This is a genomic window from Clostridioides difficile ATCC 9689 = DSM 1296, from assembly GCF_001077535.1.
In the GTDB taxonomy this organism is placed as follows: domain Bacteria; phylum Bacillota; class Clostridia; order Peptostreptococcales; family Peptostreptococcaceae; genus Clostridioides; species Clostridioides difficile.
Genome location: NZ_CP011968.1, coordinates 2813778 through 2829486 on the forward strand (window position 1 = coordinate 2813778; position 15709 = coordinate 2829486).

15 protein-coding genes are annotated in these 15709 nt (G+C 28.0%); 6 read left to right on the plus strand and 9 right to left on the minus strand.

The window, feature by feature from the left end; all coding sequences use genetic code 11:
• Positions 1-227: 227 nt before the first annotated feature.
• From CDIF1296T_RS13490 to CDIF1296T_RS13515, 6 genes are all read right to left on the minus strand, one after another.
• Positions 228-752 carry a hypothetical protein gene (locus tag CDIF1296T_RS13490; RefSeq protein WP_004454870.1) on the minus strand — a complete coding sequence of 175 codons (525 nt, stop codon included), beginning with the start codon at positions 750-752 and terminating at the stop codon, positions 228-230.
• A 3-nt stretch (positions 753-755) separates the two neighbouring features.
• A complete protein-coding gene (coaD, locus tag CDIF1296T_RS13495; RefSeq protein ID WP_003416314.1) occupies positions 756-1253 on the minus strand; it encodes a pantetheine-phosphate adenylyltransferase in 498 nt (165 codons plus the stop codon).
• A gap of 1 nt (position 1254) precedes the next feature.
• The gene (rsmD, locus tag CDIF1296T_RS13500) at positions 1255-1809 is read right to left on the minus strand and encodes a 16S rRNA (guanine(966)-N(2))-methyltransferase RsmD (protein WP_003431108.1); all 555 of its coding nucleotides are present in this window, start codon (positions 1807-1809) and stop codon (positions 1255-1257) included.
• A 58-nt stretch (positions 1810-1867) separates the two neighbouring features.
• Positions 1868-3925, minus strand: coding sequence for an ATP-dependent DNA helicase RecG (gene recG / locus CDIF1296T_RS13505; protein WP_009897764.1), 2058 nt, complete (start codon positions 3923-3925; stop codon positions 1868-1870).
• Positions 3926-4005: 80 nt separating this feature from the next.
• Positions 4006-5649 (minus strand): DAK2 domain-containing protein, encoded by a 1644-nt coding sequence (locus CDIF1296T_RS13510; protein WP_009897767.1) that lies wholly within the window; start codon positions 5647-5649, stop codon positions 4006-4008.
• A gap of 18 nt (positions 5650-5667) precedes the next feature.
• A complete protein-coding gene (locus CDIF1296T_RS13515; RefSeq protein ID WP_003431114.1) occupies positions 5668-6018 on the minus strand; it encodes an Asp23/Gls24 family envelope stress response protein in 351 nt (116 codons plus the stop codon).
• 360 nt (positions 6019-6378) lie between these two features.
• Here CDIF1296T_RS13515 and rpmB point away from each other — a divergent pair, with 360 nt between their 5' ends.
• Positions 6379-6567: a 50S ribosomal protein L28 gene (gene rpmB, locus CDIF1296T_RS13520; protein ID WP_003416297.1), complete on the plus strand. Its 189-nt coding sequence runs from the start codon at positions 6379-6381 to the stop codon at positions 6565-6567.
• 159 nt (positions 6568-6726) lie between these two features.
• Here rpmB and CDIF1296T_RS13525 read toward each other — a convergent pair whose 3' ends face one another.
• Together CDIF1296T_RS13525 and CDIF1296T_RS13530 are read right to left on the minus strand one after the other, a co-directional pair.
• Positions 6727-6879, minus strand: coding sequence for a hypothetical protein (locus CDIF1296T_RS13525; RefSeq protein WP_009893656.1), 153 nt, complete (start codon positions 6877-6879; stop codon positions 6727-6729).
• Positions 6880-6976: 97 nt separating this feature from the next.
• Positions 6977-7453, minus strand: a complete 477-nt coding sequence (locus tag CDIF1296T_RS13530; RefSeq protein ID WP_004454873.1) for an Rpn family recombination-promoting nuclease/putative transposase — start codon at positions 7451-7453, stop codon at positions 6977-6979.
• Between the two features lie 218 nt (positions 7454-7671).
• On the opposite strand from CDIF1296T_RS13530, the gene CDIF1296T_RS13535 reads away from it, so the two are divergent.
• Positions 7672-8433 (plus strand): MerR family transcriptional regulator, encoded by a 762-nt coding sequence (locus CDIF1296T_RS13535; RefSeq protein ID WP_009890775.1) that lies wholly within the window; start codon positions 7672-7674, stop codon positions 8431-8433.
• 259 nt (positions 8434-8692) lie between these two features.
• Here CDIF1296T_RS13535 and CDIF1296T_RS13540 read toward each other — a convergent pair whose 3' ends face one another.
• Positions 8693-10621 carry a BglG family transcription antiterminator gene (locus tag CDIF1296T_RS13540; protein WP_009897770.1) on the minus strand — a complete coding sequence of 643 codons (1929 nt, stop codon included), beginning with the start codon at positions 10619-10621 and terminating at the stop codon, positions 8693-8695.
• Positions 10622-10854: 233 nt separating this feature from the next.
• Between CDIF1296T_RS13540 and CDIF1296T_RS13545 the strand changes: the two genes are divergently transcribed.
• The 4 genes from CDIF1296T_RS13545 (at position 10855) to mngB (ending at position 15591) form a co-directional block, all read left to right on the plus strand.
• Complete coding sequence (locus CDIF1296T_RS13545) at positions 10855-11307, plus strand: PTS sugar transporter subunit IIA (RefSeq protein ID WP_009897772.1); 453 nt, start codon at positions 10855-10857, stop codon at positions 11305-11307.
• Between the two features lie 2 nt (positions 11308-11309).
• On the plus strand, positions 11310-11618 hold the full coding sequence (locus CDIF1296T_RS13550; RefSeq protein ID WP_004454881.1) for a PTS fructose transporter subunit IIB: 309 nt from the start codon (positions 11310-11312) through the stop codon (positions 11616-11618).
• A 113-nt stretch (positions 11619-11731) separates the two neighbouring features.
• Positions 11732-12838 (plus strand): PTS fructose transporter subunit IIC, encoded by a 1107-nt coding sequence (locus CDIF1296T_RS13555; RefSeq protein ID WP_009897774.1) that lies wholly within the window; start codon positions 11732-11734, stop codon positions 12836-12838.
• A gap of 74 nt (positions 12839-12912) precedes the next feature.
• Positions 12913-15591, plus strand: coding sequence for a mannosylglycerate hydrolase (gene mngB / locus CDIF1296T_RS13560; protein WP_009897775.1), 2679 nt, complete (start codon positions 12913-12915; stop codon positions 15589-15591).
• Positions 15592-15709: the final 118 nt, after the last annotated feature.

The following is a 15709-nucleotide window of genomic DNA, read 5'->3' on the forward strand; positions in this document are numbered from 1 at the left end:
ACAGTGGTAAAATTATTAAAAAAATTTGAAAATAACCTATATTATTTATACAAATAAATAAGTTGATTTCAACAAATAAAAGATTAAACTACATTATAATATCAAAATAAGATATAAGTAATCTAAAAAGCACAATTATATAACAAAAAATTGCTATATTAAAAGAGAGCTATCACACATAAATTGGAATTTTTTGTGTGATAGCTCCATTTTTATTTATTTAAAATTTATTTTTTAGGTCTAAGTTCAGCTTTATCTCTTTTTACTTCTTCTAATATTTCTCTTAAATTATACTCAACACTAGAAAGCACATCCTCTGCATATTCAATTGACCCAATTCTTATCTCATTGGCTATTCTCTCAGCTCTATCAACTATATCTTTTGCTCTTTGGTCTGCTTGAACAACAGGTTCGCTGGATTCTACATATGCCTTTACTACATCTTCAGAATTTTTCTTTAATTCCTCTATATTATCTTGATATTCTTGTTGTATTCTCTCAGCTTCTTTTTTCGCTTGTTCAACTATATTTGTAGCATCTTGCTTAGCTTGACTTATTATTTTATTTCTTTCTTTATTAATCCATACTGCCTGTGTTACTTCTTCTGGTATTAAAGTTCTTATATCATTAATTATTGCTAAAACCTCATCTTTATCCACTGTGCATTTATGTGAGAAAGGGATTGTAGAAGCACTTCTAAATATCTCCTCTAACTGCTCAAATAGTTCAATCATTTCTAAATCTATCTTCATATATCAATTACCCCCACTAGTTTTTTTCTTTAATTCTTCCAAAACAATCTTTGGAACCAAATTTTTTATATCAGCATCAAAGAGCAAAACCTCTTTTATTAAAGATGAACTTATAAATGAATATTTTGTACAACTTGGTAAAATTATAGTCTCTATATCTGGATTAAGCTCTCTATTCATATGTGCCATCTGAAGTTCATAATCAACATCAGCACCACTTCTCACACCTCTAACTAATGCTCCAATCCCATTTTCCTGACAGTAATTTATTAATAAACCATCAAAAGTCACAACTTTTATATTATTTAAATGGCTTGTACTTTTTTCTATAAGTTTTACTCTTTCATCAAAGCTAAATAGACCCTTTTTATTAGGATTATTTAATACTCCTATTTGTAATTCGTCAAATAACTTCGAAGCCCTGCAAATAATATCTAAATGTCCATTAGTAATTGGGTCAAAACTTCCTGCAAATATAGCTTTTCTAGGTTTATTTTCCATATTATGCCTCCATCTTATAAAAAGTTAATGTAGTATTTCCATATTTCTTATCTCTAGTTTTCTCCAATTTACATATCTTATCTGGAAATAAATCATTCGTATCATGTTCTACAACTATTATTCCATCTTCGTTCAATAGATTAGAATTATCAATTTTTTCAATAGCTTCTATAAACATATTTTTATAATACGGAGGGTCCATAAAAATTATGTCAAATTTACTATTTTGTAATTTAAGTTTATCTATTGCAGTCTTAAAATCAAGGTTTAAAATAATACTTTCACTTTCAACTCTTGCCTTTTTTATATTGGACTTAACAATATCTATGCTTTCCTTACTGATATCTACAAAAGTACATGACTTGGCACCCCTAGATAAGCACTCTATTCCTAAAGAACCAGTCCCAGCAAATAAATCCAGAACTTCACTTTCCATTATATATGAATTTATCATATTAAATAGAGACTCTTTTACTCTATCTGTAGTTGGCCTTACATCTTCATTTTTTGGAGTATTTAGTTTTAATCCTCTCGCTTTTCCTGAAATTACTCTCAATATGACAATCTCCCTTCAGCACATTATTACATTAGTAATATTTTAACACAATTTAAAATTAATTTAATGAAATTTCTTTCAATGTATCTTTAAATTTATCTATAATTTCTTTTTTGAGTGCCATGTTTTCTTTTAATTGTAGATTATTATCTTCACCCAATATATATCGAGCTTCTTGCTGTGCTAACTTCAGTATTTTTATATGCTTAAACAAGTTTGCTACCTTAAGTTCTGGAAGACCATGCTGCCTTGTCCCAAAAAATTCCCCAGGTCCTCTTATTTCTAAATCCTTCTCTGAAATCTTAAAACCATCATTGGTCTCTTCCATTATAGCCATTCTTTGTCTACATACATCTGTTTTAGAATCATAAATTAGTACACAATACGATTTATGACTACCTCTTCCAACTCGCCCTCTAAGCTGATGTAATTGTGCAAGTCCAAATCTTTCTGCATTTTCTATTATCATTAATGTTGCATTTGGCACATTGACACCAACTTCTATTACTGTTGTTGAAACTAAAATATCTATTTCTTTATTTTTAAAAAGTCTCATTACTTCATCTTTTTCACTTGACTTCATTTTACCATGAAGCAACCCAAGCCTTAAGTCGTGAAAATATTCTGCTCTTAACTCCTCAACAAGTTCAACTGCTGATTTGGCTTCTATGGCTTCACTTTCTTCTACCAAGGGACATACAATGTACACTTGTCTTCCTGATTCAACCTCTCTTCTTACAAGGTTATTATATGCTCTATCTCGCTTACTTTTTTCAATAGCAATTGTTTCTATTGGCTGTCTTCCTGGAGGAAGTTCATCTATAATAGAAATATCTAAATCTCCATAGAGTATAAGTGCTAAAGTTCTTGGTATTGGTGTTGCTGTCATTACTAATATATCAGGATTTGCTCCTTTCAATGAAAGTTTGCTCCTTTGCATAACACCAAATCTATGTTGTTCATCTGTTATAACTAAACCAATATTATTAAATTCAACCTTATCTTCAATTAGTGCATGTGTACCTATTAATATATCAATCTCATTATTCTTTATTTGTTCCAATACTGTATCCTTTTGTTTTTTTGTAAGACTACCTATTAATAGACCTACATTTATTCCAAAATCTTTTAGAGACTCAGTAAGTGAAATATAATGTTGCCCTGCTAATATCTCTGTAGGTGCCATCAAAGCGCCCTGATAACCATTTAAAACACAATTTGCAAGTGCTAAGAGAGCTACTACTGTTTTACCACTCCCTACATCACCTTGTACCAATCTATTCATTATTTTCTCTAAATTCATATCTTGTATAATTTCATCTAATGCCCTGTTTTGAGCTTTAGTCAGTTTAAATGGTAAAGCACTTATTATTTTTTTTAAGTCTTTACTTGTTTCAAACTTTATTCCATCTTCTTTATTTCTGCCACTTTTAAATACAAACAACCCTAGTTGTAGTATAAGTAATTCTTCAAATACAATTCTATATAAAGCTATTTTTAATGATTCCTTACTACTTGGTGAATGTATGTTTCTAACTGCAAAATCTATACTACATAGCCTATATTTTTCTATAATTCTTTGTGGCATATATTCTTGTATAATTAATTCTTTATCTTCAAGTACTGTTCTAATTATACTCATAATTTCTTTATTTGTAACACCGTATGTAAGCTGGTACACAGGCATAAATCTACATGTATTCTTAGGTGAATTAGTAAGATATTCTAATTCACATGATGTAAGTTCTAAGTTATTAAATTTTTTCTTAACCTTCCCAAAAACTAATATTGAATCTCCTGGACGAAAAGTATTTTTTATATAACTCTTATTAAAAAACACTAATTTAGCCGAGCCTGTCTCATCTTTTACATCAATCTTTGTTAAAGTCATACCTTCTTTTGGGCTAAATGTATTTATACTTGATATTACTGCTTTTATCGTAACTTTCTCACCATCTTCTAATTGTGCTATTTTCTTTAGATTATTTCTATCTTCAAATTGTCTTGGAAAATAATACAATAGGTCTTTTAGTGTAAATATACCCAGTTTATTTAATTTATCTGCTTTTTTAGGTCCTATTCCCTTAACATATTGAACATCTTTATATAAATCCAACAAATATATCACCTACTACACAAAAATCCTGTACAACCAATTTTATAAAAGCTACTTGGTCATACAGGTTCTTATAATCATTATTCAACTGAAATTAAGTAATAATAAAGAGGTTGTCCTCCATAATATAACTCTACATCTACATCTTCAAACTTTTCTTCTAAAGAAGTACGTAGTTCATTTGCTTGAGATTCTGTAACATCTTCACCAAAGAATAATGTTATTATAGCAGTATCTTCATCAACCAACTTTTCAATAAGGTTTGATGTTACTTCATCCACATAATCTCCTGCTGATAATAAATTCCCTTCTGCAATTCCAATTATATTACCTTCTTTAACATCAATTTCGTTCATCACTGTATCCCTAACAGCAAAAGTTACTTGACCTGATTTAACTGAGTTTAAAGCATTCATCATAGCTTCTTTATTTTCATCTTCACTTAATTCTCCATTAAAAGTTACTAATGCAGCAAATCCTTGAGGCGTATTTTTTGTAGGTATAACTATTATATTTTTATCACTCAATTCTTTTGCCTGATTAGCAGCCATTATTATATTGCTGTTATTTGGGAAAATAAATATATTTTTAGCATTTATATGCTTTATAGCATTCATAAAATCTTCAGTACTTGGATTCATAGTTTGACCACCTTCTATTATATGGTCAACTCCGAAATCTTTAAATATATTTGCCAAACCTTCACCCATAGAAGTAGCTATAAACCCAAACTCTTTTTCTTCTTCTAAAGGTTCACTATCATTTTCTTTCTTTTCTTCTACATCCAGTAATGTATTTTCATGTTGTAACTTCATATTTTCTATTTTTATAGTTAATAATTGACCGTACTTTAGAGCTTCTTGAAGTACATTTCCTGGGTCATTAGTGTGTACATGTACCTTTATGACTCCATCATCTCCAACTACTGCTAGGCTATCACCATAAGCCATCATTATGTCTCTTATTTTAGTATCTTCTACCTTAGAACTTTCTAAAATAAATTCTGTACAATAGCAATATTTTATATCATCTGTGCTAGTAGTACTCTTTGTAAAATCCATACTTGTTGAAATATTAGTATCTAGGTCAACATTTTTTATTTCTATGTTATCGCCTTTTATAGAAGCTAACATTCCTTCATATATAAGTACAAGACCCTTTCCACCAGAGTCAACCACACCAGCTTCTTTTAGATTCTTTAGAAGGTCTGGAGTTCTTTCTAATGAAGAATTTGATTCCTTCACAAGCATACTTAAAAACTTTACTACATCTTTCTCTTTTTTCGCAGTTTTTATTGCAAACTCTCCACTTTCTCTAACTACAGTAAGTATAGTTCCTTCAATTGGTTTTATTACAGCTTTATATGCTGTGTCTGAACCATTTTTAAAAGCTTTTGCTAAATCTTCTGTTGATAATTTACTTTTTCCTTCTATAGATTTAGCTATACCTCTGATTATTTGTGAAAGTATAACTCCTGAGTTTCCTCTAGCTCCCATTAAAGAACCTTTAGATAATGCTTTTCCGATATCTGATATATTATCATTTTCAACTTTTGCTAATTCTTTTAAGGCATAAGATATTGTTAATGACATATTAGTTCCTGTATCTCCATCTGGTACAGGGAATACATTTAACTTGTCAACTAACTCTTTATTGTTTTGGAGATTGTTTGCACCTGAAATAAACATCTCCCTTAACCTTTTACCATCTATATATTGAATCATTTGTTTCCTCCTATGAAATTACTTAACTCTTATTCCTTGTACATTAATATCAATTCTAGTAACTCTTACGCCAGTCATTTTTTCAACTACATATTTTACTCTATCTATTATATTATTGGCAACAGTAGATATATTTGTACCATATTGTATTATAACATAAAGTTCGATTGCTATGGCATCTTCTTCTACTTCCTCAACTCTTACACCTTTAGTTGCGTTCTCGCCTTTTAATAGCTCTACTATTCCTTTAGACTTATATGCTAAACCTACTAAGCCATAACTTTCCATTGCAGCTCTATATACGACTTGAGCTATTACTTGATTATCTATTTCTATATTTCCATATTGATTCGTTACCTTTGCACTCATGGTTGACCCCCTTAAGCTTATTTTTATTAAAAACATTTCTTAATTTATTTTTTACTATTTTTACTTATTTATTATATAAAATTATAATCATATCATACTATAAATATGGTATAATTTAAACCTAGAAAAGTTTTTGGATAAAATTTCTTCTATAGTATATATATTCAAAGAAAAATAATAATTATTTTCCAAATATATTTACTTTATATAAAATTATATATATAATTTTATATGATAATAAGAAATTCTTCAATATGTGTAAGGCAAATATATATTTCTATTGCAAATTTTTGTTATTTATGATAATATAAATATGTTTTTAGTCTTTAAATAGTTATCATTTTAAGGAGGTGTGCGTAGATGGCAAAAGTATGTAGCGTATGTGGTAAAGGTAAGGTTTCTGGAAACCAAGTATCACACTCAAATAAACATAATAAAAGAACATGGTCAGCTAACTTAAGAAGCGTAAGAGCGATTATAGATGGAGCTCCTAAGAGAGTAAAAGTTTGTACTAGATGTTTACGTTCTGGTAAAATTGAAAGAGCTTAGTAACCACGTTTAAAAGCCTACTTCCGTAAGTAGGCTTTTTAATTTAATCATTTTTACTCTTTCTCATAAATTTTAGGATTATACTTGAAATCCATTTTGGTAATTTTATTGTTACTACTTTCATCAATACTCACCCCACACTTTATAGTTAAAACTATTTTAACAAAAAAATAATAATGCTCCACATCCAATAAGTATTAATGCGGTAAGTGCTGACCAAATCCAGCCAGGAAGCAACATTGACAGAATTACAGCCATTCCTGTTGCTAGACAAAGTATTCCTAGCAATACCTTAGACTTGTTATTTCTCATGGAACACCTCCACATAGAACCTGTATCTATAAATATTTTCATATTCAAGTTTATGCGACAGTTTTCCATTTTAGACCAATAAACACATTATGTAATTTTAATTTTTCATACTAGAATTATTACTGAACTCCGATATAGATTCTACAATATCCAAAATTCCTTTTTTTCTACTTAACCTTTCAGGTCCACTATATAAAACAACTGGTATAACTTTAGGAAGTTTAAAATTTTTATCTTCTATTTCTTCAAGGCTTTTTTTCATAATAAAACTTTTCCAAATTTGTTCTCTATACGATTTCAATCTTGGGACAATTTCAGTATCCATTTCTGTTTGAAATTCTAACACTATATAATGTGATACTTTGCCGCTTTTAGAAAATACCTTATAAATTATATCAACTTCTTTTCCTTTATATTCACATATAAAAGATGTTTCTAACTCTATATTTTTAAGAGTTAATTCTTTTGCTATTGAGACACTTGTAAAATTTTGAATCAAACTTAAAAAACTTTCTTTATCTGAATACATTCTTCTGTACTCTTCTCGTTTTTCATTGCTTCTTTTTAAATTCATACAGTTCCTCCTAGACTATAGACCCTCTATTTTTTAGTAAAGATAGTCTATAAATTTTATTTTTTAATTTTCATTAGTGAGTATTGACAGTTGTGTGTAAAATATCCAGTAAAGATATTTTTTTATATTTTTATTAAAAGATATAAATTTTTATATTTTAATGTATTGACATTTACGTTGCGTAAAAGTGTATATTTAATTTATAGGAGGTACTACTTATGGAATATACAGTTCAAAAATTAAGTAAACTAGCTGGTATAAGTACTAGAACACTTAGATATTATGATGAAATAGGTCTTCTTAAACCACTTAAAATAAATTCTTCAGGTTATCGTATATATGGTCAAAATGAAGTTAATAAACTTCAACAAATACTTTTTTATAGAGAATTAGGAATTAACTTAGAAAATATAAAAAACATTATAAATTCACCAAACTTCGATAGTTTAAGTGCGTTAAAAGAACACCATAATAAATTACTAGCCAAAAGAAAGCAAATTGATTTACTAATAGAAAATGTAACTAAAACTATAGCTCTGAAGGAGGGAAAATACACTATGACAGATATAGAAAAATTTGAAGGTTTTAAAGAAAAGATGATTGATGAAAATGAAAAAAATTATGGAACTGAAATTAGAGAGAAATATGGTAAAGATATTATAGATACATCAAACAAAAAACTTAAAAATATGTCTAAGCAAGATTATGAAAATTGGCAAAACCTAAATATCGAAATAATTAGTAAACTTAAAAAAGCTTTTAAAACTGGTGATGCCTCTAGTGAACTGGCTCAGGAAGTTGCAAAATTACATCATAAATGGTTGAGTTACACTTGGAACACATACTCTAAAGAAGCTCATTCCTCTCTAGCACAGATGTATGTATATGATGAACGTTTTACATCATATTATGATAGAGAACAACCTGGATTAGCTAAGTTTTTAAGGGATGCTATAGTAATATATACAAGAGATAAATAATATAAAATAATAAAGGTGGTGTCTCAAAATGAACTTTTTAGTTCATGAGACACTCTTTTTTGTATGAAATCAGATATATTTTTATCATTTTATCAATGAAAAACAGGTTTCTCTCTCTATTTTGAGACAGAATCTTTATTGTATAATAATTATAATCAATACAAAATAATAACAAATTATACAAAACTTACTTATACTATTTATGCTAAAAACAAAAAATATTTTATTAAAGTTTTTAAAACTTATGTAATATAAAAATCTATACTATAGACTTGATTATGGAAAGAAAATTATCAAAATCATTACAATTAGATATACTATCTCTAATATCATTGTCATGAATTATCTTTAAAAGGATATCATAAATGGAGTTTATTTTTATATAATCATCTTTATTTATAGCCAACATCATGATTAATTTAACAGTAGAATCTTCACTCCAATATATTGGTTCATCCAATATGGAAATACAAATCTTAGTTCTTATAGAGCTTAATTCCATAGGATGAGGTATAGCTAAAAAATCATCTATATTGGTAGAAGATAAACTTTCTCTGTAAAATACAGATTCAGCAAATGATGGAAATACAATTTCACTTTGAGTTAATTTGTTGCACATCAACTTTATAAGCTCATCTTTATCTTTGATTTTAGGATTAACAATAAATAAATTTTTATCAAAGAAATTGTCCAAAAGATTACTATAAATATGGGAATTATTAGTGATTGACTTAGATATATTCTCTATATCTTTTTTTAATAGTTTTAAATCCACTAATACAATAGGAATACTATCATGATTTAAAGGAATTGTCGATATTATTATATCTACATCTGACAATTCACTAGCTAAAAATTGATTAAATGATAGACATTGAAGTATATTTATTTTATCATGAAAAACTTTGTTTAATTGAACCTCTAATAACCTACTTGAACCATACCCTGAACCACATACTAATACTACGTTTTTACACTTAATATTACTTTGAAAAAATCTCTCTATTCCAGCACCTATATGCAGGGATACATATCCAATTTCATCTTCTGTTAAAGAGTAAATACTATTTTTAAAAACTTTTTCTATAGCATTTAAAGTTATTTCAAATGCTAAAGGATAATTACTCTTTATTGTATTTATAAGGGGATTCACCTTATTTAAATTATAAGATTTAGAATTGAGAATTGATTTAAAGTGCAGTACTAAATCATCAAATAATACACTATCATTTCTAAGGTCAAAAGTATATTGATTGTTGATTACTTCTAAAATTTCTTCAACATACTCTATAATTTTAGTATCTACCCTATTGGAAACGTTATCCAAAAGAGAACTTTTAGTTATAAAATGATTATATAGATAAACTCTGTCTGCCTTTGAAATAATTATAGTATATTTGCTCTCAATATAATTAAATATATTTTCAACAGTTGTATTCGATTGAAAATCTGTTAAAACAACATCTAAAACATTATCTAAGCAGTAACCATCAAGTATTCTACTTACAGTAATAGCTAAATGGATAATAAAGTTTTTTAGATTAAAATCTAGGAAATTGATATTAAATTTATTAATTTCACTTAACACTACCCTTTGAAGCTCTATTAAATCTACATTATTAAATAATTCTATTTCTCTATCTGTAATTCCAATTATATAGTTTTCAAAATTCCTATTTATCATATTATTAGAAATACATCTTCGAATATCTATTTCCTTCCCTTCAACTTTAACTCCATAATATGGCTTAGAAACTAATATTAAATTATACTTTGACAAAATAGGCTTTATTCTTTTTATGTCATTTAGTATTGTAAATTTACTCACATACAAGCTATTAGCTAAATCTTCTAGTTTTATATATGTATTGTTATAGAGAATATATTTTAAAATATATTGATTTCTTTCTATAGGAGAATCTGGTATTTCACTTGAATCCATAATATCATCAGATATTAATGCTAGATACTGTTGGTATAATGCTAAATTAAGAATATCTATATAATATCCTTCTCCTTTTTTTATTTTAATAATAGCACCATTTTTCTCTAAAGTTCCATTTATAGAAGTAATATCATTTCTTATAGTTCTCTCACTCACTTTTAAATGATTACTTAAAGTTTTACAAGTAATTTTATCATCACTTTCATTTAATAATTTAAACAACGTGAGCAATCTCTTGTGCATAAATATCCCCCCTTATAGAATTTCTTCTAAATTATACTATTTACACTAATATAATACAATTACTCTAATAAAATTGTATTATAATAATTTATTTCCACTTCTATATGGAAATTAGTTATTATCATAATATAAATTTCCATGTCGAAGTGGAAATTAGTTATATTTAATTTAATTAGGATAATGATTACAATATAAATATAAGTTAAGACATTATGAATGGAGTGGAAAAATATATGGTACTACAAGAAAAATATATATTTATAGATAAAGACTTAAAAAGCAAAGAAGAAGTATTAAATTTTATTGCAGATAGTGCTTATATACTAGGTATTACAACTAATAAAGAGGCTCTTTTAAAAGACCTTCTAAAAAGAGAAAATGAATTTCCAACAGGAATAAAAGATGGATTTGCGATACCTCATACAAAGAGTGTAAATGTAAAGGAAGCTTCCATACTCTATATTAAAACAACTAACGAGTTAGAGTGGAAAACTTTAGATGATAGTAAGGTTAGATATGTATTTAGTTTGTTAGCCCCACATAAAAATGAAGGAAATATACATTTGAAAACTCTATCTAAATTAGCCACATGTTTAATGGAGGATGATTTTACAAGTGAAGTTAAAAATGCTAGTGATGCAAGTCATTTAGTAAAATATATAACTAATAAAATGAAGGAGGAATAATTATGAAAATAGTAGCAATAACATCATGTATAGCAGGATTAGCACACACACCTATGGCAGCAAAAGCTTTAGAACAAGCTGCATCAAAAATGGGTCATGAAATCAAAGTAGAACAACAAGGTGCTATGGGACGAGTAAATACTATAACAAAAGAAGAAGCACAAGATGCGGACTTTATACTTATAGCATCTGACCAAACTATATCTGGAATGGAAAGATTTGATGGTAAAAAAGTGATAAAAGTCAAAATAGGTATAGCGTTAAAAAAACCAGAAGCTGTCTTAACAAAGTGTATAGAAGCTATTTCTTAATAAAAAAATCTCACTCTAATATAGAATGAGAAAAATCAAAAATTAAAAAATTGTCTAATATAATTATAACATATTATCAAAAAATATAACAAACTTATATAGGAGGATTAAAAATGAGTAAAAAAAATAAATCTCTTTTAAGTGAACTTAAGGGACACTTAATGACAGGTATCTCATATATGTTGCCACTTGTAATAGGCTCATCTTTAGTTGTAGCTATCCCAAAGCTTACAGCTTTAGCAGTGGGTATAACAAGTTTAGATGCTTATAAAAATGTATCTGGTTTTTATCATATTCTTTACTTAATGGAACAAGTTGGTTGGACTGGCATAGGTCTATTAAATACGGTATTAGCAGGATTTATAGCATTTTCAATAGGTGAGAAACCAGCTATGGGTGCAGGTTTTATTGGTGGGCTCATAGCAAGTAATACTAATGCAGGATTCTTAGGAGCAGTAATAGCAGGTTTCTTTGCTGGGTATGTTTGTAAGTTTTTAAAGAAAAAAATTAAAATATCTGGGTCAGCATCAGGAATGATGCCACTTATAATAATGCCACTTATAACAGTTGGATTAACTGGTTTTTTAATGAGTGTTGTATTAGCAGGACCTTTAGGAAACATAAATACTTCATTAAATGCTTGGGTAGCTGAAATGTGTCAAAATGGAACAAATTCGGTGGTATTGGCTTTAATTTTAGGCGCAATGATAGGATTCGATTTAGGTGGACCAGTAAATAAAGCAGCTTGGATGGCAGGAAATGCATTATTGTTAGAGGGAATCTATCTACCAGCGATATTGGTAAACTGCGCAATAGTTATACCTCCACTAGGATATGGTTTAGCTACATTCATAAGAAAATCAAAATTTTCCAATGCATTAGCTGAAACAGGAAAAGGCAATATAGTTATGGGTATAATTGGAATAACAGAAGGTGCAATTCCTTTCACTTTAACAAATCCATTAAAATTAGTTCCTGTTAATATGATAGGATGCGCTTTGGGTGTAGGATTATCAGCTTTGTTAGGTGTACATGCTATAATGCCTCCAGTTGGTGGATTATATGGATTTATATCAATAGGTTCTGGATGGGCTTACTTAGTAGGTGCAATATTTGGAGCTTTAGTAATAGCAATACTATCAACAACTTTAGTAGACTTCAATGAAGATGAAACTACGGAAAATATAGAATTTGATGAAATAGAGTTAGATATAATGTAAATTAAAAACTTAATTTTAGATAATTGAGAATTGAGTGTACTCTCAATTCTCAATTAAATTTTGGGAGGATTTTTATGAAAAAGACAAAAGTACATGTAGTTCCACACAGTCATTGGGATAGAGAATGGTATTTTACAACATCAAGGTCAAAAATATATTTAATGAAAGATTTTCAAGATATATTAGACATATTGGAAGAAAAAGAAGACTTTAAATACTTTACTATGGATGCACAAGCTTCTCTCTTAGATGATTATTTAAAATGGAGACCTCAGGATGAATATAGAATAAGAGATTTAGTTCAAAGAAGAAGATTAGTTATTGGACCTTGGTATACTCAAACAGACCAATTGGTTATATCAGGAGAATCTATAATTAGAAACCTTTACTATGGAATAGATAGATGCAATGAATTTGGTGAACCTATGAGGGTTGGATATGTACCAGATTCTTTTGGGCAATCAGCTCAAATGCCACAAATATACAGAGGTTTTGGAATAGATAGTTCATTATTTTGGCGTGGAGTTTCTGATGATATGGTAGATACAACAGAGTTTATATGGAAAGGTTCTGATGGTTCAAAAGTATTAGCAGTTCAAATACCATTTGGTTATTACTATGGAGGTAATATACCAGAAGATGATTCAGATTTAAAAGAATATTTAAAAGATATAATCGGAAAACTTAAGGTTAAAGCTTCTACTAATAACGTATATTTTCCAAATGGATTTGACCAAGCACCAATAAGAAAAAACCTTCCTGATATATTAAAAAAAGCTAATGAAATAGATAATGAAAATGAATACGAAATAAGTGATATAGAAAACTATATAGATTCAGTAAGAAATGAAAGAAATGAATTTACAGAGCTTAAAGGTGAATTTTTAAATGCTAAACATATGAGAATACACAAATCCATATTCTCCTCAAGGTCAGACCTTAAAATAATGAATAACAAATTAGAAAATTATATTACAAATGTACTTGAACCATTATTAACATTAAGTTATTCACTTGGAAATGAATACCCTCATCTAGTTATAAAAGATATATGGAAACTTATGTTTGAAAATGCAGCTCATGACAGCATAGGTTCTTGTAATAGTGACACAACAAATGAGGATGTATACACAAGATACAAACAAGCCAGAGATTTGAGTATAAATTTATTAGATTTGCATATGAGACTTATAAGTACTCAAATCAAAAATAATAATGAAGAAATAACATTAACAGTATTCAATGGATTCCCAGAAGTCAGAAATGAAGTTGTAGAATTTGATACTTATATTCCAGGTCAAGATTTTGTGATAAAGAATAAAAATGGAGAAATTCTTAATTATATAATAAAAGAAAAAGAAGATATTACAAATTATATATTAACTCAAACAATAAGATTAAACCCAAGTAAAAAAATATATATACCCAAAACTGTATATAGAGCAAAAATTGCACTTTCAGTAAAAGATATACCACCAATGGGATATACTCAACTAGTTTTTGAATTGGATACTAAAAATAAATGTGAAATAGAAACAAGTAATTGCAAAGAAATAGAAAACAAATACTACAAAATAACAGCCAATAAAAATGGTTCATTAGAAATATTAGATAAAGAATCTAATAAGACTTATAAAAACCAAGCTGTAATTGAAGATAATGGAGATGATGGAGATTCATACAACTATTCTCCTCCAAGAAAAGATATTTATGTTTCATCTTTAGATTCTGTATCTTCAGTAGAAGTGCTAAAATCAAACATTCAAGAAGAAATGATACTTAAATATTCATTGACCATACCAGCTTCACTGGAAGAAAGGGCTATAGGTAAAGTTTCTGTGAAAATGCCAGTAACAATGAAAATTACCTTAGAACCTAAAGAACAAATAATTAAGTTTAATGTTAATATAAAAAATAACCAAGCACTATCTCATAGAGTAAGAGTTTTATTTAATACAGAAATAGCATCTAAGTTTTCTATAGCAGATCAACAATTTGGAATAATACAAAGACCAACAGTATTAGAAAAAGACCTTGCATTGTGGAAAAGAGACAATTACTCATGGCAAGAAAAACCTATAACTATCGAACCAATGCAAAGTTTTGTTACTTTAGAGGATGGACAAAGAGGAATAGCATTAATAACTGGTTGTGTAAGAGAATATCAAATAGTTGGTGATAATTTAGATACAATAGCATTAACACTATTCAGGTCATTTGGATATATGGGAAGAGAAAATTTACTTTATAGACCAGGAAGAGCTTCTGGAGAAAAAATAATAGCAACACCAGATGCACAATTACTTAAAGAGTTAAACTTTGACTTTGGTCTTTACATATATAACAATAAATTTGATGAAGCAAATGTAGCTAATACAGCTAAGAGATTCTTAACACCTATACAAATATATGAATATGCTGATTTTTTAAATGGTAGACTTATATTTGCATTCAATGACGAAAAACAAATATATGAAAATGAATATAGTTTGATGAATGTAAATAATTCAAATTTCACAGTAAGTGCAATAAAGAAAGAAGAAAAAGGAGATGGAATTGTAGTTAGAATCTTCAATGGTATGAAAAATGAGGATGCTAAGGGAAGTCTTAACATCAATAAAAATGTCAATGATGCTTATAGTGCAATGCTCGACGAAATCTATGATAATACTAGCAAGCTTAAAGTAAATACTAAAACTGTAGAGGTAAATTCTTTATCACATTGTAAAGTACAAACAATAGTAATTAAATAATATAAAATAGCTTATACAAGATTTCAAAATAAATTGCTAGTACTATGTTAATAGTAAACCCAGATATTATGCTATTTATAAGCTCTGTAACACTAAATAACATTTTGTAAAATAAAAA

Excerpts from the sequence above, each read along its gene's own strand:
- CDIF1296T_RS13490 (WP_004454870.1), bottom strand. The coding sequence starts at position 752 with ATGAAGATAGATTTAGAAATGATTGAACTATTTGAGCAGTTAGAGGAG.
- coaD (WP_003416314.1), bottom strand. The coding sequence starts at position 1,253 with ATGGAAAATAAACCTAGAAAAGCTATATTTGCAGGAAGTTTTGACCCA.
- CDIF1296T_RS13510 (WP_009897767.1), bottom strand. The coding sequence starts at position 5,649 with ATGATTCAATATATAGATGGTAAAAGGTTAAGGGAGATGTTTATTTCA.
- CDIF1296T_RS13515 (WP_003431114.1), bottom strand. The coding sequence starts at position 6,018 with ATGAGTGCAAAGGTAACGAATCAATATGGAAATATAGAAATAGATAAT.
- rpmB (WP_003416297.1), top strand. The coding sequence starts at position 6,379 with ATGGCAAAAGTATGTAGCGTATGTGGTAAAGGTAAGGTTTCTGGAAAC.
- CDIF1296T_RS13525 (WP_009893656.1), bottom strand. The coding sequence starts at position 6,879 with ATGAGAAATAACAAGTCTAAGGTATTGCTAGGAATACTTTGTCTAGCA.
- CDIF1296T_RS13530 (WP_004454873.1), bottom strand. The coding sequence starts at position 7,453 with ATGAATTTAAAAAGAAGCAATGAAAAACGAGAAGAGTACAGAAGAATG.
- CDIF1296T_RS13535 (WP_009890775.1), top strand. The coding sequence starts at position 7,672 with ATGGAATATACAGTTCAAAAATTAAGTAAACTAGCTGGTATAAGTACT.
- CDIF1296T_RS13540 (WP_009897770.1), bottom strand. The coding sequence starts at position 10,621 with ATGCACAAGAGATTGCTCACGTTGTTTAAATTATTAAATGAAAGTGAT.
- CDIF1296T_RS13545 (WP_009897772.1), top strand. The coding sequence starts at position 10,855 with ATGGTACTACAAGAAAAATATATATTTATAGATAAAGACTTAAAAAGC.
- CDIF1296T_RS13550 (WP_004454881.1), top strand. The coding sequence starts at position 11,310 with ATGAAAATAGTAGCAATAACATCATGTATAGCAGGATTAGCACACACA.
- CDIF1296T_RS13555 (WP_009897774.1), top strand. The coding sequence starts at position 11,732 with ATGAGTAAAAAAAATAAATCTCTTTTAAGTGAACTTAAGGGACACTTA.
- mngB (WP_009897775.1), top strand. The coding sequence starts at position 12,913 with ATGAAAAAGACAAAAGTACATGTAGTTCCACACAGTCATTGGGATAGA.